Origin of the sequence: Streptomyces sp. NBC_00433 (genome assembly GCA_036015235.1) — a bacterium.
Classification (GTDB): Bacteria; Actinomycetota; Actinomycetes; order Streptomycetales; family Streptomycetaceae; genus Actinacidiphila.
In genome coordinates, this window is sequence record CP107926.1 from 3249676 (window position 1) to 3275007 (window position 25332).

The following is a 25332-nucleotide window of genomic DNA, read 5'->3' on the forward strand; positions in this document are numbered from 1 at the left end:
CCGCTGCTCAGCGGCTGAGGCTGACGTAGTGGCGGCGCGTGCCCCGGTACGCCATCCGGCCGTGCTGCACGACCTGGTTGTCCAGCACCAGCAGGTCGCCGGGGATCATCCGTACCGCCTTGGTGGTACGCCACAGCGCCCCGCGCAGGAAGGAGACCTCGTCCTCCTCGAAGGGCATCCCGTCACCGTACGTGGTCGTCGCCGGGTAGTCCCGCGCGGGCAGGTCGGCGGCGAAGTCGGGGTGGGAGCGCCAGTAGGAGCAGTGCAGTTCGGTCACCTGGTTGAACCACAGCTCCTCGCCGGTCTCGGGGTGCGCGGCGAAGGCCTCGCGGCGGTAGTGGTAGCGCAGGACGTCGTCGACGCCCCACTCGAAGGCGTAGCCGGACTCCGCGAGGTGGTCCGCCAGTTCGGCGCGGTCGGTCGTGCCGAAGGTGTCGGCCCAACCCGTGGCGCCGGGGCCGGACTCCTTGGCGAGGGTGCGGTGGTAGCGCACTCCGCGTGCGCGGAAGGCCTCTTTGATGTCCGGCGGGATGGCCGCGGCGGTCTCGCGGATGTCGTTGACGGGGACCTCGCCGCCGCTGGGGGCGGCGGCCTCGCAGAAGAAGAAGATGCGGCGCGGGAAGTGGGGCAGGTAGGCCATCTCGTTGTGCGGCGACAGGGTGATCCGGGAGTCCTCCTCGCTCGCCTTGAGGGCCACGTCGGAGTCGTTCTTGCGTACGGCGATGCCGCCGCGGTAGCCCAGGCCCTCGTAGCCCAGGCCGGTGACGAGCCGCTCGAAGCCCGGCCGGTCGGTGAGCGGCAGGCCGCGTACCAATACGCCGCCGCTGAGCGGGAGTTCCGCGTCCACGACCTCGCGGACCGCGCCCGCGAGCAGGTCGTCGGCGACGTCGTCGGGGGCGTCGGCCTCCAGGACCGGGATCATCCCGCCGGCGTCGGCTATCCGCTCGGGGAAGCTGGGGTGGGCGGAGCCGGCCAGGAAGGGGCGGTTCCTGATCGGCAGGCTGAAGGGGGTGCAGGGGTCGGCGAGTCGGAAGCGCGGGGCGCCGGTGCGGGCGCTCACCGTACGTCCCCGGTCGCCTGGGGGTGGCCGCGCAGGACGCATATCTCGTGGTAGACCGGCGCGGACGGGTCGGTGTCCAGCAGCGCCTTGGCCTGCCGGGCGGACAGCCGGCAGCGGCCCGCGGGGTCGGCGTAGAACTCGCAGCGGACGTCCTGCTCGTAGCCGGTGCCGCGCATCGCGGCCTCCAGGGCGACGAAGAAGGAGATATCGGTGCCCGCGTGCTGGCGCACGATGCGCGAGGCGAGTTCCTCGGTCCGGTAGCCGTAGGAGCGGAAGACCTGCACCAGGGTCGCCTTGCCGATCCGGCAGCCGAGGTTGAGCACCACCTCCGCGCGCGGCGCGACCGCCTTGAGCCGGGTGAGCAGCGCCTCGATCAGGCCCATGCCTACCGAGTTGAAGGGGTGGTCGTCGAAGGCGGCCCAGGGGTAGTAGTGGGCGACGTGGTCCTCGCCGCGGTCGCCGGCGTGGGCCGCCGTCTTCAACTGGGCGGTGCGGAATTGCGCGTACATCGGGTCGTAGGGGTCGGGCACCTGTGGCAGGCACGCCACCACCACGTCGGCCGCGGCGGCCTCGGTGACGGCCTCGTGGACGTCGAGCAGGCTCACCGGGCCGTGCACCGGCCGGAAGCGGTCGGCGAGTTCGGGCGCGGCGGCGGTGAGCAGCGCGTGCGCCACCACCGGCAGCCTGGGGTCCAGGTCGCTGCCCGCCACCAGTGCCGCGGCGCAGTCCCGCAGCATGAACAGCACGTTGGCGCCGCTGCCGACGCCCACTTCGTAGACCCGGCGGCCGCTGAGCCCGGCCCTTTCCAGCCCGGCCTGGAAGGCCAGCGTCCAGGGGTCGGTGGGGTCGAAGGCGTAGTCGGGCACCGCCTCGGGGGCGTCGAGCTGCAAGGGCCCCGTGGCGGGGCGGTCGTTGACCAGATGCATGTCCGGGATTCCTCCGTGTGGGCGCGGTCGGCCGCGCGGTTGTGGCGTGAGTGAGATCGGCGGGGGTCCTGCGGGGGTTCGGGGGCCGTGAGCGGGCCGGGTCGGCGCGGCGGGTCAGGGCGGCGGATCAGCGCGGCTGCTGCTCGTCGATGAGCAGCACCTCGCCCGCCGCCCCGCGCATGCAGTGGTCGGAGCGCATCGAGGACGCGTAGCCGCCGGAGTTGATGAGGGCGACGCGGTCGCCTTCACGCAGCCGGGTCATGCGGTGGTCCACCGCCCACTGGTCGAGGGCCTCGTTGATGTTGCCGACGACCGTGTAGGTCTCGGTGCCCTCCTCCCAGCGCGGGGCGACCGCGACGGGCTCGCAGGGCAGCCCGTAGAAGGCGGGCTCCACGGCGAGGTTGAAGCCCGCGTCGAGGCCGGCGAAGAGCACCTCGCGGCGCCGCTCGACATAGGTCGCGGTGGCGAGCAGCAGCCCGGCGTCCTTGACGAGGTAGTCGCCGGGTTCGACGGCCACGACCAGGCCGCGGCCCGCGAAGCGGCGGGCGACGGCGGCGGCCCAGCGGTCGAGGTCCAGGGACGTGTCGTGGGAGGTGTGCGGCACCCCGAGGCCGCCGCCGATGTTGATCTCGGCGAGGTCGGGCAGCTCCGCGGTGAAGCCGTCGGCCGAGTCGAAGGCCGCCTCCAGCTCGCTCAGTTCGCCGTCGAGGTAGCCGCATCCCGCGTGCAGGTGCAGGCGTACGATCCGCAGGCCCCACCGCTCGGCGACCGCCTTGGCGTCCGCGAGGTGCTCGCGGTAGATGCCGAACTTCGTGGTGGCGGCGCCGCTGTAGCTGAGCCGCTCGTCGCCCTGGTAGCCCACGCCGGCGGCCGGGTTGATCCGCAGGCCGACGTCGCGGCCGGGACAGACGCGGCCGAAGCGGTCGAGGGCGGAGACCGAGTCGAAGTTGATCCGCAGGTCGGTGAAGCGGGACAGCACCTCGATGTCGCGGCGGGAGAGGGAGGTGCCGGTGAAGGAGATGGCGTCGGGCGGGAAGCCGCAGCCCACGGCGTGCGTCAACTCGCCGGTGGAGCAGACGTCGACGCCGCACAGGCCGTGGGTGCGCAGGTAGGTCAGCAGTGCCGGAGACCGGTTGGCCTTGATGGCGAAGTAGATCCGGTGGTCCAGGCCCGCGCCCGCCATCGCGGCGGACAGCCGCTCGATGTTCTCCCGCACCCGTCCTGCCCGGCAGACGTAGGCGGGTGTGCCGATCTGGCGGGCCAGTTGGTCCATGTCGACTCCGCCGAGGTGCAGCCTGCCCTGGTCGTAGCGCAGGTCGCCGCGCTTCCACCAGGGGTCCTCCGGCGGGTGCTGCGGCCGCTCGGCGGTCTCGCCGGGCCCGGCGTCCGACTCGCCGACGTAACGTACGCGGGCGGCGGTCGCGCCGAGCGCGCGCGAGACCTCCTCACGGCGGCACTGCGCTCCCAGCAGCACCTGCAGCGGGGCGTCGGCGGCCTTGCCGGCGCTCACGGCCTGCTTGACCCGTAACACCGTCAGCGCGGTCGTCAGTCCGCGACAGTCCAGGACGGTCCGGAGTGCTTCCATAGGTCATCTCCACGTGGATTCGGTGCGCGGAACTAGCCGGCGTCGACGGTCCCCGCCCGCAGGTCTTCTTCGGCTCGGGCGAGGGCGGCGGCCATGATGTCGACGATCCGGTCGATCTCGTCCTTGCCGACGACCAGCGGCGGCGACATGATGCAGAGGTTCTCGTAGGGCCGCACGAGCAGGCCGCCGGCCTCGCAGTACGTGTCGACCCGGTGGGCGAGCGCCATGTTGCGCGGGGTGGGCCCGGTCTCGCCGGGGACGTGGCATTCGACGCAGGCCATCAGGTGGTCGCCGCGCACCGCGTGCACGATCGGCGAACTGCGCAGCTCCCGGAGCCGGTTGACGAAGTAGGGGCCGACCTCGCGGACGTGGCCGCAGATGTCCTCGCGGCGCATCACCTCGATGTTGGCGAGCGCGGTGGCGCAGGCGACCGGGTGCCCGGAGTAGGTGAAGCCGTTGGAGAAGACCGGCTTCCCCGGGTCGGCGGTCTCGGTGAGCACGTCAGCGACGCGGTCGGAGATCAGGACGGCGCCCAGCGGCTGGTAGCCGGAGGTGAGGCCCTTGGCGGTGGTGATCATGTCCGGGACGATGCCGAACTTGTCCTGGGAGGCGAAGAAGTGGCCGAGCCGCCCGAAGCCGGTGACGACCTCGTCGCTGATGTAGAGGATGTCGTGCCTGCGGCACAACTCCCGGGTGGCCTGGTGGTATCCGGGCGGCGGGACGAGCACTCCGCCGGAGGCCAGCACGGGTTCGGCGATGAAGCACGCGAGATTCTCCGGGCCGATCCCGGTGATCGCCGCCTCCATCCCGGCGATCAGCCCGGCGAGGCGGTCGGCGGCGGACAGCGGGGAGTTGTCGGGGTCGTAGCCGGGGCTCTCCAGGTGGTGCACCCACCGGTCCTCGTAGTGGAAGCGGACCCGGTCGGCCTCCTTGCCGGACAGCGACGCTGCCAGGTAGGTGCTGCCGTGGTAGGCGTCGACCCGGGACAGCACATGGCGCTTGTCCGGCAGCCCCCTTGCCGCGTTGTAGAGGTGGGCGATGCGCACCGCTGACTCGACGGCGGTGGAGCCGCCGGTCGTGAAGTGCACCCGGTTCAGGTCGCCGGGCGCCAACGCGGCGAGCTGCGCGGCCAGTTCGATGGCGGGCTCGTTGGCGACATCGCCGAACGGCGTGAAGTACGGCATCCTGCGCGCCTGGGCGGCCATCGCCTCGACCAGCTCCTCGCGCCCGTAGCCGACGGTCACGCACCACATGCCGCCGATCGCGTCGAGGTAGCGCCGCCCCTGGCTGTCGACCACCTCGACGCCCTGGGCGCCGCTGATGACCAGCGAGTCCTCCTTGCCCAGGGTGCTCAGGTCCGCCCAGGGGTGCAGGACATGGCGGGCGTCCTTCGCCAGGAGCTGGCCGTGCGCCGATGCCGTGCGGTCGTGCCCGGCTGGTGCGCCGTCCTGCCCGGCGGGTGCGCTGTGCTGCTCTACGGTCACTGCCGCTCCTTGTCGTCCGTGGTCTGTTGCGCCGCTGCCGCCGGTGGCCGGCCGTGGTCCGTTGCGCCGGTGGCCGGCCGGGGCGGACCCGGCCGGCCGGCGTGGTCACGGCTTGCCGAGGATGGCCCGGTAGCGGTCGTGGGCCCGGGTCATGGCGGCCGCCTTGTACGCCGCCTCGTAGTCGTCGAGGCTGGGGTATCCGGCCTGCGCCTCCCGGCTCAGCTCCGCGACGAAGCCGCCGTTCCTGATCTCGGCGAGTATCCGTATCCCCTTGGCCCGCACTTCGGGGCCCATCAGCGTGCCCAGGTACTTCTGGACGCCGAAGCGGCAGGTGGGCGAGCCCTGTTCCTCGATCACCTCGTAGATCCCGGTGGTGGCCGCCTCGACCATCATCTCGGCCATCTCCCCCGAGGCGTGCATGTCCAGCAGCGCGGGGACCGGGTCGCAACCCGCGTCGACCAGCACCTCGAAGGCCGTGCGGAAGGCGTCGAGCAGCAGCGGGGTGAGGAACTGCTCCTGGAAGAGGTCGAGTTCCGTCTCGGTCGCGAGCGGCACCGGCAGCACCCCGTAGCGCGTGAAGCCCACCGCCTTGGCGACGGCGAGGATGCGGGCCAGCGCCCGCCCGGTGCGGTCCTCGACCACGTCGAGGAAGGCCAGCACCCCGGAACCGTCCTTGTAGCGCTGCCTGATCGGCTTGCCGAACATCTTCGGCGCCAGCAGCGCCACGTCGGTGCCTGGGGGCGGTGTGATGCGCTCGTAGAGAAGCGAGAAGCCGTGCGCCAGCACGAACAGGTCGCCGTCCCGCAGGCCGGGGGCGATCTGCGTGTCGTAGACCTCCTGGTGGGCCTCGTCCGGGATGAGCAGCAGCACGATCGAGGCGGCCTCGACCGCCTCGGCGATCGTCCGGGTGTCGAAGCCGTCGGCGACGGCGGCCTCGCGGTAGGAGTCGTCGATGTTGCCGACGACGACGGGCACACCGCTGTCGCGCAGGTTCGCGGCGAAGGCCTTGCCCTGGATTCCGTAGCCGACGACGGCCACGACCTCACCCTCGATGTCGTGCAGACTTGCGTCCTTCTCGAAGTACACGCCTGACCCCTCTCACCTGGGAGATGGTGCAAGTGCTCGCGGCGGCGGCCCTGTTCGGGCCGCGGGTGCCGCGGCTCTCACTCCGGACCGCCGGCGGCGGCTCCGGGCACGCTCAGCGGTCCGGCCGGCTGGTGGCCGCGGACCCTCTCGCCGAGGTCGGCCCACGCCATGTTCCGGCCGTAGACCTCGGCGAAGCGCTCCCACTCGGCCCGGCGCCTGTCGGCGTCCCAGCCCAGCAGCGTCGTCATCTCGTCCAGCACCAGGTCGAGCACCGCCAGGTCGAGGTCGCAGCGCCCGTCGTCGTCGAAGACGACGGCCTCCCTGATGCCGCCGGAATTCAGCAGGTAGTCCTCGTAGCCGCCGGCCATCTGGTGCCGTACGTAGTGCTCGACCTTCTGCGACACGAACTCCCGCCCGCCGAACTGCCCTTCCGACCCGCCGGGAGTGAAGCGCTGCTCGCCGGGGACGCTCAGGAAGGGCAGCCGGCGGGTGCTGGAGCGGCCGAGCACCTTGGACGTCCTGCGCCGGACCTCCTTGGCGATCAGCTCGCCCACCTCGCGGCCCGCCCAGCGGAATTCGGTGAGCTTGACATTGACCATGTCGAAGACAGGGCCGCCGCCCTGCTCCCTGCGGGTGATCCGGAACATCCGGGAGATGTCCTGGACGGCGATCTTCCCGCCGTCGCCGGAGGCCAGCGGGCGGATGCCGCAGAAGACGTTGAAGATGTCCCGCCGGGTGATCTTCCAGCGGTCGTCCACCAGGGCGTTGTAGGAGTGCAGCAGCTCCTCGATCTCGTCCTTCTCCGGCACCACCAGGTCCGGGTCGGTGTGCGCCCGGTCGGTGGTGGTGCACTGCACGTACCACATGCCGTGCTGCCTGAACGGCCGCAGATAGTGCTGGCGTTCGGCGTTCAGCGGCACCAGGCCGACCTGCAGCCTCGGGTCGGCGGCCAGGCTCTCGTGGATGAAGCGGTTGGTGGCCTCCAGGTGGGTGCCGCGCGAGTAGACCACCGACTGCCTGCCGTCGGGCTGCTCGGTGCGGTTGCGCACCTGGTCCACCCACGGTCCAGCCGCGTTCGTCAGGGTGTGCGCCTTGACGGTGACCCGCTCGGGCAGCTCGTCGTGGTCGAAGCGGCGGGCCAGCGTGACCAGGAAGTGGCCGCCGCCGGGGGCGCCGGCCTGCTCGCGCCACTCGTAGTGCTCGACCTCGACATGGCTCAGCGCCCGGATGGGGTGGGCGGCGGTCCGCCGGTAGTAGGCGTCCCTGATCGCCTTGAGGACCAGGATCTTGTCGTTGTTGGCCTTGCCGTCCCAGTAGAGGATGCCGCCGACCACGTCCGGGGCGTCCAGGTTGGGCAGTTCGCGGTGCAGGGCCTTGCCGTTGAAGAACAGCTTCACCCGGCTGAACCGCGGCACCAGGCCGCACCACGCCCACACGGTGGTGAAGAGGTCGTAGAGCGAGATCCCGAAGAAGACCGCCCACTTCTTCTCCGGGCTGTCGGGCAGCACGAAGACGATGTTGGGGATCTCCTCGACCGTCTGGTCGGCGGTCTCGATGAGGATCTTCCGCTCCCGCGTGCCGTACCAGACCAGTTGGAGGTCGAGCCACGCTCCGCGCAGGTTCTGCGCCATGGTCTGCCTGATCTTCGGGTCCTTGCGCAGGTGGAAGGCGAGCAGCCCGCGGTGGAAGGCCATCCGCAGATAGCGGATGCCCGGGTGGATCGCCTTGCCGGTCTTGCTGGACGTCTGCCCGCCGAAGGGCCCGCGGTCGACCAGCAGCGCGCTGGCATTGCCGCGCGAGGCCAGGTCGCGCAGCACCCCGGCGCCGGCGGCCCCGCCGCCGATCACCAGCGTGTCGTGCACGAGACCGGGGTCGCTGTGCTGCTCGTCGACGAGTTCGCGGTACTGCCGGACGACGTCGGACATGGCGAACGCCCAGTCCGTGGGCCGGTGTTCCGCCGGCTGGGTGGGGGAAGACGATCCTCGCGCCTGACTCACGCTGCTCGGGCTCCTTTTCGTACGGCGATCACTCGGTGGCCGGCGTCCCGCCAAGCGCGGAAGGTGACCACCCGGTCCGGGGGGATCGGCGAGGTCGTACGCCAATCCCAGCTCTGCTCCGTCATGTACGCCATGAAGGCGCGGATGTGCTCGGGCGACATGCCGCGCCGCCCGTGCCGGGCCTCGACCAGCCGCTCCTGGGCCTCGCGCTCCCGCGCCATCTGCTCGAACGACGGCCAGTCGTAGGCCCACAGGGCGTCCATCCGCTCGAACACCGGGCGCCACCGCGGCAGGTGCTCGGCGACCCTGCGCTGAAGCCCGTCGGGCAGCGCGAGCGGGTCCACGGCCGTCTCGGCGCCCGCGAACCACAGGTCGAACAGGAGGACGCCGACCTTGCCCCGCACGGTGAACGCCGCGTCGGGGCCGCTGGGCTGGTCGTCGGCCTTCTTGTCGAAATTGCCCAGCGCGAGGGTGCTGTCCGGTGTGCTGTGCTCCATCTCGCGCAGATTGCGCAGCAGCCAGTCCATGTCGTGGGTGCCGGGCAGCGACCGGTTGGACACCCCGGGCGGCCCCGGGTCCCAGCCGAGGGCGCGCAGCGGCTCGCGGTCGGCCTTGGGCAGATACCAGTCGTCACCGCTGCGGGCCAGCGCCCGCCCCTCGGTGCGCGGGTCGAGCAGCTGGTCGAGCACGACGGCCACGGCACTGGTCAGCACCGTCTTCCCTGCGCCGGGGCTGCCGTTGAAGCCGGCCATGAACAACTCGCCGGGGCGGCGGGCCCGTTTCTCGCGGGTGATCCACTGGGCGAGCGGGAGGTAGAGCCGCCACAGGTCGGCGAGCGCGGCGCCGGCGGGGTCGCTGCCGGGGAAATACCCGCGCCACCAGGCGGCGAAGGGCTCCCACACCCGCGGCATCAGCGCGACGCGCTCCGCGAGGAGGGTTTCGGGGCTCTCGGCCCCGCTTTCGGCTCCGCGGGGCGCGAACGCGGGCTGTACGGCGTCGGCTCGGGCCGCCGCGGCCAGGTCGGCCAGCTGGGAGGGCCGGGGCCGGCGCCCGGCGGCGAGGTCGCGGAGGACGGGCGCGAGGCGGCGGTCGATGCCGTCACGGACGGACTCGGCGCTTGCCGCGACGGGGGCGGGCTGGTCGGCCGACGCGGCGGGGGCGGCCGGGGTTCCTTCGGTCACGGACATCGGCGGCCTCCCGCGGGATGAGGACGTTCGCTTGCGGTCAGCACTCGGACAGGAAGGCGTAGAGCTGGCCGAGCCGCTGATCGGGCTTGGCGATGGCGGACAAGGGCACGTCCTTTCCGAAGAGCCGGGCGAAGTCACCGCGGATGCGGGCGAAGTCCAGTGAGTCCAGGCCGAGTTCGCCCAGCCCGCGCGACTCGTCCCAGCGGTGGACGTAGGCGCGGAGGAAAGCGCGGACGGCGTCGTCGTCTCCGTCGGCGGCGGCAGCGGCAGCGCTCCCGCCTGCGGCCTCGACGGGAACGGGTCGGCCGCCGCCGGGCAGCGCGGCCACCAGGGGGCTGCCGGCCCAGGGCGAGTCGGGCCAGTCGATGTCGCAGACGGCGAGACCGCGGGCGGGGGCACCGCCCGAGAGCAGGCCCGCGACGACCTTCCCGAGCAGCGCGAGTGCCGTCCCTGCGGGCAGCGGTGTCTCGCCGCCGCCGCGGGCCGCCTCGCCCGCCTTCGCGTGGCCCGCGGCCATCCCGGTGCCCTCCCAGGTCCCCCAGTTGACGATGGCCAGGTCCGGTCCCGGCTCGCCCCGCCCCCACACCGCGTGCGCGTCGGCCCAGCCGTTGGCGGCCGCGTAGTTGGCCTGCCCGGCGGCGCCGAGCAGGGAGCTGGTGGACGAGAAGGCGGCGACCCAGCCGGCCCCGCCCCGCCCGGCCAGCTCCATGACGCGCGGCAGCGCGAGCTTGGGCGCGAGCACGGCGCCGAGCCGGTCGGCGTCCAGGTTGCGCAGCACCCCGTCGTCCAGGGCCCCGGCCAGGTGGAAGACACCGGCGAGCGGTCCCGTCAGGGCGGCGACCGCGTCCGCCTCGAAGGGCTCCGAGAGGTCCAACTCCAGGAAGCGCACGCCCCTGCGCAGCTCTACGTGCCCGGTCCGTGCTACGGGCGCGGTCCGTCCGGTGACGATCACCCGCTCCGGGGCGACCCCTTGGGTGTGGATCAGCCAGTCGGTCACGACCCGCCCGATCCCGCCCGTCCCACCGGTGACCAGGTACGCGCCCTCGGCCCCGCCCCCCAGGGCCCCCGGCGGCAGCGCGGGGAGGACGGCGGGCGCCAACCGGCGGCCCAGCAGATGCCCGCCCCGTAGCAGCAGATCCGGCTCCGCCGGGTGCGCGGACGCCGCGTCCAGCAGCCGCCCGGCGGCCGTGCCGTCCAACCCGGCCGCGGGCCACCGGTCGACGAACACCCGCCGCACCCGCAGCCCCGGCTCCTCCAGTTCGAGCGAACGCGTCAGCCCCGCGACCAGGCCGCTGCTGCCGAGCGCGGGCAGCAGCAGGGTCAGCGCGCCACGGGCTTCCGCGGAGGCGACGGCTTTCAGGACGTCGAGGAACCCGGCGCAGTACGCCTGCGCGTCGACCCCGCCGGGCGGCGGGCAGACCAGAGCCGCATGACGGTCGGGCCCGGTGAGGACCCCCCGCAGGAACCGTGCGGACCCGGCGGGATGCGCGTCGTCATGAACAGCCCACGGGACACCGCCTGTCGGCGGGGCGTGGCGGTCCGCACGGGCAGGAACGTCCGCCGGAGCGGTGCCGTCCGGCGCGGAGGCCGCGGGCCCGTCTGCCGGGCCGGCAGGCGCGTACTCCTGAACCGCGACGCGCGGCCGCGCGGGCCCCAGTGGCGCCCAGCGTACTTCGTGCAGGCGGCCGTCCCAGGCGCCCGCGCCCTCCCCCGGGTCGCGGGGGGCCAGCCGGGTGAGGAAGGAGGTGAGGCGGGTGAGGATCGCGTCCCGTTCGCGCAGCATGAAGTCGTGCTCGCCCGGGTGGATCTCGATGTCGACCAGGGGGCTTGACGTGGCCGCGGACCACAGCGGGGCCGCCTCCGGCGGGAAGGACGGGTCGAGGGTGCCGCAGTGGACCTGGAGGGGGGCGCGGAGCGGTACGTCGCGGGTGGCGACGCGGTGTTCGGTGCGGGCGTCCCACGCGAGGTCGGCGCGGAGCAGGGGGAGGACGGTCCGCTGCCAGTTCGGGTCGGCGCGCAGCTCGTCGGGGGCCATCAGGTAGGAGTCGACGGGGACTTCGGGTCCCGCCGTGACCGGGCCGAGCGGGGCGCGGCCCACCGCGCAGAAGGCGGTGAGGCGGCCTGCCGCCGACCAGTCGGCGAGCGGCCCGCCGAGCAGGTCGAGGGCGAGCGCGGCGCCGAAGCTCAGCCCGCAGAAGGCGACGGCGGCCTCCCCCGCGTCAGCACGCAACGCGTCGGCGAGGACTTCGAGCAGCGCGATGTCCTCGCTGTCGTCCGTGGGGACGGGAAGCGCCGACCGGCCTCCCCGGCCCGGCGGTTCGACCGCCACGATGTCGAGCCACGGGGGCGCCGCGTGCGCCCAGGATCGGATCGCGGTGCTGTCGCCGCCCGCGTAGGGGAAGCAGTAGAGCCGGGTGTGGGCGGCGGGCTTGTCCACATGCCGCACCAGCGGCCCGGCGGTCGGCGGCTTCGCGGCGCCGCGTCCGACGTAAGGCGAGGCTTCCGGCTTCGTCCAGTAGCGGGTGCGGTCGAAGGAGTACGTCGGCAGCAGCAGCCGTACAGCGGGGCTGCCGGCCGGCTCGCCCTCGTGCAGGGCGGCGAAGTCCAGGTCCACGCCGTGGCACCACAACTCGCCCAGCACGGACAGCAGCGCCTCCTCGTCGTCCTCGGCGGGGTCGGCGGCATGCGGCAGGGAAGCGAGTGCGAGAGGCGCCGAATCCGTGCCGGCGTCCAGACACTTGGCGGTGAGCGCGGTCAGGACGCCCCCGGGCCCGACCTCAAGGATGACGTCGGGTGACCACTTGAGCAGCGTCGCCACGTCCTCGCGCCACCGCACGGTCGTCGTCACGTGCTCGCCCCAGTACGTCTCCGGGCGGTGGCGGGCGTCGATCCACTTGCCGGTGAGGTTGCTCGCGGTCGGGATGTCGGGCGCGCGGGCGGGCAGGTCCGCGGCGACGGCGTCGATTCGGGCGGCGACCGGCGCCATCAGGGCGCTGTGGAAAGGGTGGGACACCGGGACGGCCCGGCAGGTGAAGCCGAGCGGCGGCAGTTCGGCGGCTGCCGCGCGCAGGGCGTCCGGGGCGCCGGAAACCACGGTGCGGCCGGGGGCGTTGAGCGCGGCGGTCCACAGCCCAGGCCTGTCGGCGAGCCACTCCTCAAGCCGGTCCTCGTCGCCTACGACGCTGAGCATGCCGCCGAGGCGGCCCCCGTCCGCGCCCGCCAACTCCTCGGTCGCACGGGCCCGTACGGCGACGAGCAGCGCCGCCTCGTCGAGGGTGAGCAGCCCGGACAGCGCGGCGGCCGCGTATTCGCCGATGCTGTGCCCGGCGACGGCGACCGGTCGCACACCGAGGTCCACAAGGGTGCCGGCGAGCGCGTATTCGACGGCGAAGAGCCCGCACTGCGTGACGATCGGACGCCGCACGGACGTGGCGTCCGCCCCGAGGACGAGCGGCGCGGGGTCCGTGCCGAGGTGCACGGCGAGGGCGGCGCAGGCGGCGTCGAAGTGCCGCCTGAAGCGGCCGCCGTCGGCCCGGCCCTGGTAGAGGTCGCGCGCCATGCCGGGGGTCTGCGAGCCCTGCCCGGAGAAGGTGAAGGCGACGGTGGCGCCGCGGGCGCCGAGGGGGTTTGTCCTGGGCAGCCACTCCCGCGGCCCGCCTGCGGCGCTCAGCACGGCGGCCCGCCGCAGAGGGTGAGCCTCCCGGGTCAGGTGCCACGCGCGTACCGCGTCGGCGGTCTGCTCGGCGGGCAGGTCCGCGAAGAGGGCGGTCAGCGCGTCGGTTCCGCGGCGCAGCGCGGTTTCGCTCCGCGCGGAGGCCGTGACGAGGTGTAACGCCCGCGCACGTGACGGCGGCCCAGGACGCTCCGGGGTGCCCCCCTCTGCCGCCGCCGACCCGCGGCCCGGTGGGGGCTGGTCGCGCAGTTCCCCGCGCCCCTCAACAACGCCCTCCGGGCCCGGCCGGACGGGGCCACCGTCCTCCGCCGACGACAACCCGCGCCCCCCAAGCGCGGCCTCTTGGACTGGCGGGGCCTCCTCAAGCACCACGTGGGCGTTCGTGCCGCCGATACCGAAGCTGGAGACGCCGGCTCGGCGGGGGAGCTGCGTGGTCGGGTTCGTCACCGACCAGGGCTCGTGGCGGGTCTGGACGGTGAAGGGCGAGCCGTCGCGGTCGATCAGGTCGACCAGTTTCGGGTTCATCGTGCGGTAGTTCACCGTCGGGACGAGTTCGCCGTGGTGCAGGCACAGCACCGTCTTGACGAAGCCGGTGATGCCCGCCGCGCAGTTGGCGTGGCCGATGTTGCCCTTCACACTGCCGAGGGCGCAGCCGCCCGTCACCGCGTCGGAGGACCCGCGCCACCGCGCGAACGCGTCGGACAGGCCCTTGATCTCGATCGCGTCGCCGACGTGCGTCGCCGTCGCGTGGCATTCGACGTACGAGACCTGCTCGGAGCCGATGCCCGCCATCGCGATGGCGTCGGAGATGCACTGCTCCTGGGCCCGCGCGCTCGGGGCGGTGTAACCGGCCTTCATGCGGCCGTCGTTGGAGACGCCGTAGCCGGACAGGACGGCCCAGACGTGATCGCCGTCGGCGAGGGCGTCATCTAAGCGCTTGAGTACCACCGCGGCGACCGCGTCGCCGAAGAGCGTGCCGCTCGCGGCCTCGTCGAAGGGGCGCACCCGGCCGTCCGTGCTGCCGACGAGGCCGTCCTCGTAGCGGTAGCCGAAGTTGGGGAAGTTGAGGGACGCGGCGCCCGCGAGGGCCATGTCGCACTGGCCGGTCGTGAGGGACTGGGCGGCCTGGGCGATGGCGACCAGGGCGCTGCTGCACGCCGAGGTGACGGTGGCGGCGGGGCCGCCGAGGTCGAGGAGGTAGGCGACGCGGGTGGCGATGTAGTCCTTCTCGTTGCCGATCTCGGTGAGGAAGACGGCGGCGGGGTCCAACGGCGCCCGCAGGCCGCCGCCTTCGAGGTGGTGGATGAGGTAGCCGTCGATGCCGCAGGCGGCGAAGACGCCGGTGCGGCGGCGGTAGGGGTTGTCGCGGCGGGCGTAGCCGGCCTGTTCCAGGGCGGTGGCGGCGACCTCGATGAAGAGCCGGTGCTGCGGGTCCATGAGCAGGGCCTCGCGCTGCCCGATGCCCCACATCTCGGCGTCGAAGGCGTCCGCGTCGTCGAGGAGTTGGGCGGCGGGCACCCACTGCGGGTGGAAGACGACCTCCTCGGGGACGCCCTTGGCCCGTAATTCCTCGGCGGTGAAGTTGGTCAGCGAGTCGGTGCCTGCGGTGAGGTTCGCCCAGAAGGCGTCGATGTCGGGGGCGCCGGGGAAGCGGCCTGCCATGCCGACGACGGCGATACGGGTGCCGCCGTCGCCGGTCGGGCGCGGGCGCGAGGCGGCGGGCTCCGCGTCAGCCGCGGCGCCGGAGCAGCGGGCCGCGAGGTCGCGCAGCGTGGCGTATTGGAAGACGTCGACCACCGGCAGTGCGATGCCGTACCGCTCGGCGAGGAGCCCGGACAGCCGGGCGGCGCTGAGGGAGTCGCCGCCGACGTCGAAGAAGTTGTCGTCGGGGGCGGCGGCGCGCAGGCCGAGGACTTCCTTCCACGCCTCGGCGACGCGCTCTTCCGCGGTGGTGAGCGGCCCGGCGGCGGAGGGCGCGGGCTCCTCGGGCGGTGCGGGCAGCGCGGACAGGTCGAGTTTGCGGGAGTCGCTGCGGGTGAAGGGCAGCGCGTCGAGGCCGATGACATGCCGGGGCCTGGCGTAGTCGGGCAGGTCGCGGGCGCTCTTGAGGCGGGTGCGGGCGAGCAGCGTCGAGGAGGGCATGCCGTCGTCGCCGAGCAAGTACGCCAGCAGGTGGGCGGGTTGGCCGGTGCGCGGGTCGGGCACCGGTCGGACGATCACCCGGGCCACGCCCTCCTGGTCCTCAAGTGCCGCCTCGACGGCCCGCAGTGAGACCTTGAAGCCGCGCACCTTGACCACATCGCCCGTTCGGCCGAGGAGTTCGAGCGCGCCGCCGGGCAGGAACCTGGCCCGGTCGCCGGTGCGGTAGAAGACCTGGTCGGCGAAGCGCGAGCCGGCCAGCACGGGCGGGCAGGGCACGAAGCGCTCCGCGGTCTTGGCCGGGTCGTCCAGGTAGCCGGTGGCGACGCCGGGCCCGGCGACGTACAGCTCGCCCACTCCCCCGTAGGGCACCGCCGAGCCGTCGGCGTCGAGGAGGGCGGCGGCGGTGCCGTCGATGACCCGGCCGACCGGCGCGCAGGACGAGCCGCCCGCGGGGGGCGCTCCGGGCGGGCGCGGCAGCAGGTCGGCGAAGGAGACGTCGAGGCTCTCCCAGGTGCTGTAGGCGTTGACGACCCGCACGTGCGGCGGCAGCAGCGCGGCCGCCTTGTCGACCACCCGGGCGGGGACGACCTCGCCCATGAGGAAGACGATCTCCATGTGGGCGAGGCTCTCCGCGAGCCCGGGTCCGGCGGCGGGGTGGTCGAGGACGCTCTCGAAGAGCGACGGCGGCACCACGATCCGGGTGATGCGCTCCTGTCGGAGGGTGCCGACCAGCCGTACGGGGTCGAAGACGTGGTCGTCGGGCACGACGGTGGCGGGGCGGCCCTGGAGCAGCGGGCGCAGGCACTCCCAGGCGAAGAAGACGTTGAGGCCGTCGCGCGAGGACTCCTCGTACGGGTAGAGCGCGTAGCGGGCGTCGAAGCAGTAGAGGCAGCCCAGATGGGTGTTGAGCACGGCCTTGGGTGTGCCGGAGGTGCCGGACGTCATCGAGATCAGGGCGATGTCGGACGGCTCGACGTCGGGCGGTTCGAAGGCGGACGGCTCGACGTCGGGCGGTTCGAAGGCGGCTGCGGTGCCGTCCCGGTCCGGGGACAGGACGAGCAGCCGCTCGGCGGTGGTGTGGCTGTCGGGGAGCAGCCCGACCAGCTCGGGGGTGGTCACGACGGTGGTCACACCCGCGTTGGCGAGGAAGCCGGCCAGCAGCGACGGCGGCCAGTTCTTCTCCAGCAGGCACGCGGGGGTGCCCGCGGCGAAGCAGGCCAGCAGGGCGACGCAGTATTCGGCGGAGTGCGGCAGGAGCAGGCCGACGACGTCGCCCTTCGCGGCGCCGCGCGCGGCCAGTTCGGCGGCGAGGCCGAGCGCGCTGTCCCGCAGTTCGCGGTAAGTCCAGGAGCGGGGGCCGTCGCTGAGGGCGGGGGCGTCGGGGTCGGCGTCGGCCTGCTCGCTGAACCGGGCCCATAAGCTGCGGTCCGGCGGCGGGTACGGGCTGCCCGGGGTGCTGACGGACGGGCCCGCTGTCGTACGCAACCGGTCCAACTGCCGTGTGAGGTCGGCCAGGAGGGCGGTCCTGGAGTCGACGGTGTAGAAGTGGCCGCCGGGGAGGATCTCCACCGGGGCGCCGTCCTCGACGTGGTCCCGCCAGGCCAGCAGGTCTTCCCGGGCCACCGTGCGGTCCTCGCTGCCGCCGTAGACCACGCAGGGGACGGGGATCCGGCCGCCGGCGGGCGGGGCATAGTCCTCGTCGAGCCGCAAGTCGGCCCGCAGCGGGGGGAGGACGAGGTCGAGCAGTTCGTCATCGACCAGGAGTTCCTCGGGGATCAGGCCCCATGAGCGCACCCTTTCGAGGAAGTCCTCGTGGGGCAGCGCGTGCGCGGGTCGGTCCGGCGGGAGGTGGGGCGCCCGGTGCGCCGAGACCATCAGCAGGCCCGGACATCGGCGGCGCAGGTCGACAAGGCGGCGACAGACCTCGTAGGCGGCGAGGGCTCCGAAGCTGTGGCCGAAGAAGGCGAAGGGGGCGCCGTCGTCGTGGAGTTCGACCATCTCGACCAGGTCGTCCACGAGGTCGGCCAGCCGCTCGTGGGGGGCCTCCCCGTGGCGGCGGCCGCGGCCGGGCAGCGTGTAGCTGACGATCTCCACGTCGTCCGGCAGTCCGGCCGGCCAGTCCTGGAAGGCCGTGTGGTTTCCGCCTGCATGCGGAAAGGCGAACAGGCGCAAGGCCACGTCCTCGCGGGGTGCGAGGACGACAGGCTCGACACGGCCCGCCGGACCCTTGGATTTCGTGGAACGCAGCACAGCGCTTTCCCCTGACCTATCAATACGGTGCAACCTTGCCAAGCCCTCGGCTATGCGTGTGCCATAAGCGACGGCGCCGGAAGTACAGGAGAGCAGAAACCGTCAGGACCCGGAGGGGGCTCCCGCGCTGCACGCTGAAAACTGGCGATATTTTTACAGCGGCCGGCACTCGTCGTCAAGACCGCAATTGAACAGATCATTTCGGGCCACAGCGATCATCCTCCCCGGCCGGGAAGATCGTCCATTCGGACCGGCGTGATCACCCTTTCGGGGCGCGAGTGATCGTCCTTTCCCGGCCGGATGATCGTCTATTCCGGCCCGGAAGATCGTCTATTTCGGCGTGGATGATCGTCCATTCCGGGCCGTGGATGATCGTTCATTCCAGCCGGGAAGATCGTCCCTTCGGACCGGTGATCGTCATTTCGAGCCCGGATGATCGGCTTTCAGGCCTGGGTGATCGGCTCGATCTGCGGGTTCGCGATGGCCAGGTAGTCCTTGGTGGACAGCGCGATGGTGCGGTCGAGGCGGCCCGCGTTGAAGAACACCTCGGGGAATTCCAGCAGTTCAGGGTCCATGAACAGGCCCATCCGCTCGTCGAAGGAGAAGGGCGGGATGGTCCCCACGGGGGTGCCCGCCAGCTCCTCGGCGACCTCCGGCGTGGCGAAGGAGGCGTATGTGCCATTGCACAGCGCCTTCATACGGTTGAAGTCGACCCGGCGGTCACCGGGAAGGACCGCCGCCGCATAGCGCTTCTCCTTCTTGCCGACCTTCACCATGATGACGATGCACTTCGCCGCCTGGCGCGGGTCGTGGCCGCGCAGCCGGCTCACCGCCTCGGTCACGCCTTCGGGCTCGTGCTCGATGACCCGATAGCTGGCGCCCCGCTCGTCGAGAAGGGTGATCAGCTTGCCGTACACGTCCTCGGAGGCCATCGGTGCCACTGCTTTCTGACGGGAGAATGTGTGCCCGCCGGGGGGATTTCCGGCGCACGGAATGCTGTGCGGGAAATCGCGGCGTGCCTGCTTGCGGAGTTGTTGAGCATACCCGATCCGACATGGCGTCAGGCGGGCAACGGGGCTGCTGTCCTGGTCCGTTCCGCCCAGTGCACCGCGCGCGGTGTCAGCGCGCCGAAGCCGAGCAGCAGCACTCCGAGCGTCATCCAGCCCGCGGCGCCGTGGTCGAGGCAGATCGCCGCCAGGACGGCCGGTGCCGCGGCGTTCGCGCCCCCGGCGCCGAGGCCGAAGACCCCGGCGTACTGACCCTGGAGGTCCGGTCTTGCCAGCCCGAAGGCGAGCTCGAACGAAGCGGCGGACTGCCACAGTTCGCCGAAGGTGTAGACGACGGTCGCGACCAGCAGCACCAGCAGCGCCGACCACCACGGCATCCCGGACATCGCGCCGATGAGCACCGTGGAGACCATCAGCGCGGCCCCGGCCCACCGCATCCGCAGGCCCGCGGTACGCGGATCGGTGACCCCGCGGCTGACCCGCACCTGGAGCGCGACCACCAGCACACCGTTGACGAGCATGATCCCGGTGATCGCCGCGCGGGGCGCCGAGGTGCTGTCCACGATCCACAGCGGCAGCGCGAAGGTCGGTATCGCCAGGTGCAGCGACATCCCGCCGTTGATCAACATGACGGCCAGATAGGGGCGGTCGGTCATCGCCGCCCATTTGCTGCGCGCGCGGTCGGCGGGCAGCGGCGGCACGTGCGGCAGCCGGGTGAGGATCGCCGCCGCGGCCAGGAAGGTGCCCGCGGCGGCCAGGATCAGGCCGACGTAGACCGGGCCCGAGTCGAGTTGGATGCCCACGGTGCCGATGAGGACGCCCAGCATGATCGCCGCGTTGGTGATGGCCCGCTGGTAGGCCAGATACGCCGTCGCGTTCACCCCGGCCAGCGCGCGGATCAGCGGCGCCCGGCTGGCCGTGGCGCCGGTGCCGACGGCGGTGACCAGCAGCGAGACCAGCGCGAGCAGCCAGAAGGAGCGGGCCACCACGAATCCCGCGGTGGCCACCACCCCGCACAGCATCGTCACGACGTGCACCTCGCGCGGGCCGCGCCGGTCGGCCAGGTGCCCGATGTAGGGCCCGAAGACCAGCCCCAGCACGGCGCCGACGGTCAGGCCGAGCCCGACCCGGACCGCCGACATGCCGACGATCCGGGTCAGATACAGCGTGCTCGTCCCCGCCAGCATGCCGCCGCCCACCGTGACGGCGAACGAAGCCCCGGCGAGCAGGCGTTGCGGCCCGGGGTCGGGCAGGGTACGGCGGACCGCCGCCCGCAGCAGGCCCGGCGCGGGGCCGGCTAATCGGGGCTGCGGGCCTGACGGGTCTGCGGCGGCCCCGCCTCCGGTCGTACCACCGGAGGCGTCCGCACGCTTCACCGTCCCTCGTAGAGCCAGTCGCGGTATTCGCGGTCGGGCCAGTTGGCGCGCTGCCAGGCCCACCGCTGGCCGCTGTTGAGGTTCGGCTCCGCGACGACCAGCCGGTCGCCGATCCAACTGCGCAGCTCCACCACCCGCTTGTCGAAGTCCTCGACGGTCTCGGTGGCCAGCAGGATCGCGCCGAGCATGTCGGCGGAGGCGGAGAACTTCGTGGACAGCGTGGCGCCCGGCGGCACGTACGTCTGGGCGAATTCCACGTTGGGCTCGGCGATCAGCTCGTCCGGGCTGGGGTAGCTGATCACCGTCCCCGCGCTGCCGTAGAAGCCGACGCAGCCGATGACGTCGGGAGTGACGACGACCTTCAGCTCGGGGCGGCGGCCCAGCGCGCACAGCAGGGCGGCCTCGGCGAGGTCCACGTTGAACTTCGCGAGCACCTGCTCCTGGGTGAGCGCTCCACCGCGGCGGGCGGCGCACTCGCTGAAGACGATGCGGCCGGTGCCGGGCTCACGGAAGAGCTCCATGTGGAAGACGCTGTCGCGCAGGCCGAGCGCCTCGATGGCCGCGCGCACCACGGGCTCGGCGCTCGCGTAGGCCTCGGCCTCCTGCGTGGGGTCCAGGCGGCGCAGCGAGATCGGCACCTGCCCGGTGACGGCTTCGAGGCAGGGCTCGGTGTAGGCGCCGAGGCCGAAGAAGATGACCTCGCCGCCGAAGACGATGCCTTCGGCCATCCACTCGTCACCCTCGACGAACTCCTCCAGCAGGAAGGTCCGGTTGGTCTCCTTCTGCTCGCGGAAGGCGCGGCTGGCGTCTTCGAGGTCCTTGCGGGAGGAGACCACACTGGTGGAGGTGGTGCCGCCGCCGGCGATGGGCTTGAGGACGGCGCGCTCGAAGTCGAAGGCGACGTCGGAGACATCGAAGACGTCAGGAACGACGACGGCCCGCGTGACCGGGACGCCGGCGTCTCGGAGGCGGGCCTTCTGGAGGGACTTGTCGCGGAAGTGCAGGGCGGTGACCGGGTCTATGGTCCGACAGCCGAGGGCGCGGGCCAGGACGGCGGTGGTCACGGCGGCGTATTCCCAGGTGGTCTGCACCGCGTCGAACTTCAGGTCGCCCAGGCCCTCGCGGTACAGGGCGCCGAGTATGTCCTCGACGTTGGTCACGTCGTCGACCCGTATGAGCCGGCCGCCGGTGGGGAGCCGCACCCGACCCGAGTCGTACGAGCCGGAGTTGGCGATCACGACGGCATCGACCTGATGGCGCTCGCAGGCCCTCAGCACATACTGGTCGGCCCCGACTAACAGGACACTCGGCCTACTCATGTCGCTCTCCAAGCTCTCTGGGTGATCGTGACGCTCCGTGTGACAGAGCCCGCGTAGTGTAACAGGGACCGTATCCCGTCCCACAGGCCGCAGGCTATAGGCCTCTGGCGAGGTGGTAGTAGGCCTGGTTCCAGCGGATTTCCTTGGTGAATTGGCGGAGGTCGGTGTCGGCGTCGATCATGAGGAGTTCGGTGCCGAGGAGGTCGGCGAGGTCGGTGAGTTCTTCGGTGCCGATCGCGGTGGACAGCACGGTGTGGTGGGGGCCGCCGGCGGTCAGCCATGCCTCGGTGGAGGTGCGCAGGTCGGGTTCGGGGCGCCAGACCGCGCGGGCGACCGGGAGTGCGGGCAGGGGTTCGAGGGGGGCGACGATCTCGATGCGGTTGGCGACCAGGCGGAAGCGGTCGCCCATGTCGGCCAGCCCGACCACGACCGCCGGGCCGGGGGCTGCGTCGAAGACCAGCCGGACGGGGTCCTCGCGTCCGCCGATGCCCAGCGGGTGGATCTCGCAACTGGGCCGCCCGCCCGCGATGGTGGGGCAGACCTCCAGCATGTGGGCGCCCAGGATCAACTCGTTCCCCGGCGCGAGGTGGTAGGTGTAGTCCTCCATGAACGACGTGCCGCCCGGCAGCCCCGCGCCCATCGCCTTGACCGTGTGGACCAGGGTCGCGGTCTTCCAGTCGCCCTCGCCGCCGAAGCCGTAGCCGTCGGCCATCAGCCGCTGCACCGCCAGGCCCGGCAGCTGCCGCAGCCCGCCGAGGTCCTCGAAGTTGGTGGTGAACGCCCCGAAGCCGCCGCCGCCGAGGAACGCCCGAAGGCCCAGCTCGATCCGGGCGGCATAGCGCAGCGAGCCGTGCCGGTCCCCGCCCGATGCCAGCTCCGGTGCCAGGCGGTAGGTGCCCGCGTACTCCTCGACCAGGGCGCCCACCTCCGCCTCGGAGGCCGCGTCGACCGCCTCGACGAGGTCGTTGACGCCGTAGGTGTTGACCGACACCCCGAAGCGGAGCTGCGCCTCGACCTTGTCGCCCTCGGTGACCGCGACATCGCGCATGTTGTCCCCGAAACGCGCCAGCCGCAGCCCGCGCAACGCCGCCCGCCCCAGCGCCGCCCGCATCCACGCATGGATCCGCGCCCCGACCTGCGGATCCGAGACATGCCCCGCAACGGTCTTGCGGACCACCCCGACCCGGGACTGGACATACCCGAACTCCCGGTCGCCGTGCGCGGCCTGGTTGAGGTTCATGAAGTCCATGTCGATCGTCGACCACGGCAACTCGACATTGGCCTGCGTATGCAGGTGCAGCAGCGGCTTGCGCAGCAGATCCAGCCCACCGATCCACATCTTCGCCGGCGAGAAGGTGTGCATCCACGCGATCAGCCCCACACACCCCTCATCGGCATTCGCCGCCAGCACCGTACCGGTGATCGCCGAGGCATCGGTCAGCACCGGCTTCCACACCACCCGCACCGGACCACCCGCCAACCCCGCAAGCCGCCCCGCTATCTCCCGCGACTGCTCAGCCACCTGCGCCAACGTCTCCGGCCCGTACAAACCCTGACTACCCGTCAGGAACCACACCTCGGCAGTGGGAACGGCATTCATGCACTGGCTCCTCGATCGATACCGGAAGACACATCAGAAGCAGGGACAGGCTCGCCGGCGATGGGCGCGGGCGCCGCCTCGGAAACAGGCACGGGCACGGGTGCGGGGGCGGCCTCGGAAACGGATACAGGTGCGGGTGCGGGTGCGGGCTGGCCGTAGACGTTCTGGTAGCGGTCGTAGAGCCGGTCGATATCGGCCCCCGCGATCGGCACCGGCTCACCCAACTGCCGGGAGATGTGCACCGTCCGCGCCACGTCCTCGCACATCACCGCCGCCTTCACCGCCGCCCGCGCGTCCCCGCCCACGGTGAAGACCCCGTGGTTGCGCATCAGCACCGCCGGCGAGCGATGCCCCCGCAGCGTCTCCACGATGCCCCGCCCGATCGAGTCGTCCCCGATCAACGCGAACGGCCCCACCGGGATCTCCGCCCCGAACTCGTCCGCCATCGCCGTCAGAACACACGGCACCGCCTCACCACGCGCCGCCCACGCACACGCATACGTCGAATGGGTGTGCACCACACCCCCCACCTCCGGCATATGCCGATACACATACGCATGCGCCGCCGTGTCCGACGACGGCGCCAACCCACCACCCTCCACCACCCCACCGTCCAGATCACACACGATCATGTTCGACGGCGACAACCGCTCATAATCCACACCACTCGGCTTGATCACGAACAGATCCGCACCCGGCACCCGAGCCGACACATTCCCAGCCGTCCACACCACCAACTGATACCGAACCAACTCCTGATGCAAATCACTGACCTGCGCCCGCAGACGCGCGACAGCGCCCGGCGACGCGGGAGAACTGCTGCTCATGGCGAAGAACCTCGGTCTCGTCTCTCATAGTGAGCGCTAACAACAAGAGCGGCCGCCCGGAAGGAGCGATCACCGGCAACCACCCCCCGACGACCCCGCCTCACGCCGCCCGCGCAGTACGCAAGGCGCGGAGCCGGTGCATGACGTCATTGCCGCCACGGCCGAAATAGTCGTGCAGAGTCCGGTACTCGGCATAGAGCCCGTCGTAGGCGGCCGCCCGCTCCGGATCCGGGACATAAACGGCCCGCTCGATCCGCCCCATCGCCGCCGAAGCCGTACGAATGTCCGGATACACCCCCGCCGCGACCGCCGCATGGATCGCAGCCCCCAACGCCGGCCCCTGCTCCGAGGCCAGCACATTCACCGGGCGGTTCAGCACATCACTGTAGGTCTGCATCAAAAAGGTGTTCTTCAGCAGCCCCCCGGCCGCGGTGAACTCCCCCACCGCCACCCCCGACCCCTCGAACGCCTCGATGATCGTACGCGTCCCGAACGCCGTCGCCTCGACCAGCGCCCGATAGATGTCCTCCGGCCGGGTGTCCAACGTCAACCCCACGATCAAACCCGACAGATGGTGGTCGACCAGCACCGAACGATTCCCGCTGTGCCAGTCCAACGCCACCAGCCCATGCCCCCCCACCGGCTGCGACGCCGCCCTGCGCGTCAACAGCTCATGCACCGACACACCCTCACGCCGCGCCTCGGCCACATACCCGTGCGGCGCCGCCGTACGCACCGCCCACGCCAGGATGTCCCCCACCCCGCTCTGCCCCGCCTCATAACCCCACAACCCCGGCACCACACCGTCCCGCACCACCCCGCACATACCCGGCACCTCGGCCAGCACATCGGAATTCATGATGTGACACGTCGACGTCCCCATGATCGCCAACATGTGACCCGGCTCCAACGCCCGCGCCGCCGCACTCGTGACATGAGCATCCACATTGCCCACCGCCACGACCGTCCCCTCACGCAACCCCGTCAACGCCGCCGCCCGCGCACTCAACACCCCCGCGGGCGAACCCAACTGCGACAACGGAAAATCCAGCTTCTTCGTGAAATCCGCGAAATCCGGATGCAACGACGCAAGGAACTCCGCATCCGGATAAACACCGTCCTGATGAATCCCCTTGTAACCCGCCGTACACAGATTACGATTCTCCGCGCCCGTCAACTCCCACACGATCCAGTCGGCCGCCTCGATCCACCGCTCAGCCGCCGCATAAACCCCCGGATCCTCCCGCAGCACCTGCAACGCCTTCGCGAACTGCCACTCACTGGAAATCTTCCCCCCATAACGAGCCAGCCACCCCTGCCCCGACCCCACAGCCGCCGCCACGATATCGTCCGCCTCCGGCTGCGCCGCATGATGCCGCCACAACTTCGCAAACGCATGCGCACGCCCCGCGAACTCCGCCACCTCACTCAACGGCGTACCATCCGCCAACACCGGCAACACCGTACAAGCAGTGAAATCCGTCGCGATCCCCACCACCTGCTCCGCCCGCACCCCCGCCGCCGCCAACGCCCGCGGCACCGCGAAACGCAACACATCACGCCAGTCCTGCGGCACCTGCAAAGCCCAATCCGGCGGCAACACCCCCCCACCACCAGGCAGCACACCCTCCACCACACCATGGGTGTACTCATGCACCGCACTACCCAACTCAGCCCCGTCCTCGACCGCGACAACCAACGCACGCCCGGACAAGGTCCCGAAATCCACACCCACGGTCACCGCGGGCGAATGGGTGGTCATATGTGATCTCCAGATATGCAGGAGGTCCCGGCGACGCCCGTGGCGTGCCGG

14 protein-coding genes are annotated in these 25332 nt (G+C 71.9%); all 14 read right to left on the reverse strand.

Annotated elements, in window-relative coordinates:
• Positions 1-7: 7 nt before the first annotated feature.
• Positions 8-1060 (reverse strand): TauD/TfdA family dioxygenase, encoded by a 1053-nt coding sequence (locus OG900_13365; GenBank protein ID WUH90989.1) that lies wholly within the window; start codon positions 1058-1060, stop codon positions 8-10.
• Positions 1057-1986 carry a class I SAM-dependent methyltransferase gene (locus OG900_13370; protein WUH90990.1) on the reverse strand — a complete coding sequence of 310 codons (930 nt, stop codon included), beginning with the start codon at positions 1984-1986 and terminating at the stop codon, positions 1057-1059. The genes OG900_13365 and OG900_13370 overlap by 4 nt, the downstream gene beginning before the upstream one ends.
• 127 nt (positions 1987-2113) lie before the next feature.
• Complete coding sequence (locus OG900_13375) at positions 2114-3571, reverse strand: diaminopimelate decarboxylase (GenBank protein WUH90991.1); 1458 nt, start codon at positions 3569-3571, stop codon at positions 2114-2116.
• A 32-nt stretch (positions 3572-3603) separates the two neighbouring features.
• The gene (locus OG900_13380; protein ID WUH90992.1) at positions 3604-5055 is read right to left on the reverse strand and encodes an aminotransferase; all 1452 of its coding nucleotides are present in this window, start codon (positions 5053-5055) and stop codon (positions 3604-3606) included.
• 105 nt (positions 5056-5160) lie between these two features.
• Positions 5161-6141 carry an NAD(P)-binding domain-containing protein gene (locus tag OG900_13385; GenBank protein ID WUH90993.1) on the reverse strand — a complete coding sequence of 327 codons (981 nt, stop codon included), beginning with the start codon at positions 6139-6141 and terminating at the stop codon, positions 5161-5163.
• Positions 6142-6218: 77 nt separating this feature from the next.
• Positions 6219-8138 (reverse strand): FAD-dependent oxidoreductase, encoded by a 1920-nt coding sequence (locus OG900_13390; GenBank protein ID WUH90994.1) that lies wholly within the window; start codon positions 8136-8138, stop codon positions 6219-6221.
• Complete coding sequence (locus OG900_13395; protein WUH90995.1) at positions 8135-9325, reverse strand: kinase-like protein; 1191 nt, start codon at positions 9323-9325, stop codon at positions 8135-8137. The genes OG900_13390 and OG900_13395 overlap by 4 nt, the downstream gene beginning before the upstream one ends.
• A 37-nt stretch (positions 9326-9362) precedes the next feature.
• Positions 9363-17390, reverse strand: coding sequence for an alpha/beta fold hydrolase (locus tag OG900_13400; GenBank protein ID WUH90996.1), 8028 nt, complete (start codon positions 17388-17390; stop codon positions 9363-9365).
• A gap of 443 nt (positions 17391-17833) precedes the next feature.
• Positions 17834-18322: a YbaK/prolyl-tRNA synthetase associated domain-containing protein gene (locus tag OG900_13405; GenBank protein ID WUH90997.1), complete on the reverse strand. Its 489-nt coding sequence runs from the start codon at positions 18320-18322 to the stop codon at positions 17834-17836.
• A gap of 128 nt (positions 18323-18450) precedes the next feature.
• Positions 18451-19773 (reverse strand): MFS transporter, encoded by a 1323-nt coding sequence (locus OG900_13410; GenBank protein WUH90998.1) that lies wholly within the window; start codon positions 19771-19773, stop codon positions 18451-18453.
• A complete protein-coding gene (locus tag OG900_13415) occupies positions 19770-21092 on the reverse strand; it encodes a hypothetical protein (GenBank protein ID WUH90999.1) in 1323 nt (440 codons plus the stop codon). Before OG900_13415 ends, OG900_13410 begins: the two co-directional genes overlap by 4 nt.
• Before the next feature lie 94 nt (positions 21093-21186).
• The gene (gene araA, locus OG900_13420; GenBank protein ID WUH91000.1) at positions 21187-22692 is read right to left on the reverse strand and encodes an L-arabinose isomerase; all 1506 of its coding nucleotides are present in this window, start codon (positions 22690-22692) and stop codon (positions 21187-21189) included.
• Positions 22689-23519 (reverse strand): L-ribulose-5-phosphate 4-epimerase, encoded by an 831-nt coding sequence (locus tag OG900_13425; protein ID WUH91001.1) that lies wholly within the window; start codon positions 23517-23519, stop codon positions 22689-22691. The genes araA and OG900_13425 overlap by 4 nt, the downstream gene beginning before the upstream one ends.
• A gap of 100 nt (positions 23520-23619) precedes the next feature.
• A complete protein-coding gene (araB, locus tag OG900_13430; GenBank protein ID WUH91002.1) occupies positions 23620-25281 on the reverse strand; it encodes a ribulokinase in 1662 nt (553 codons plus the stop codon).
• Positions 25282-25332: the final 51 nt, after the last annotated feature.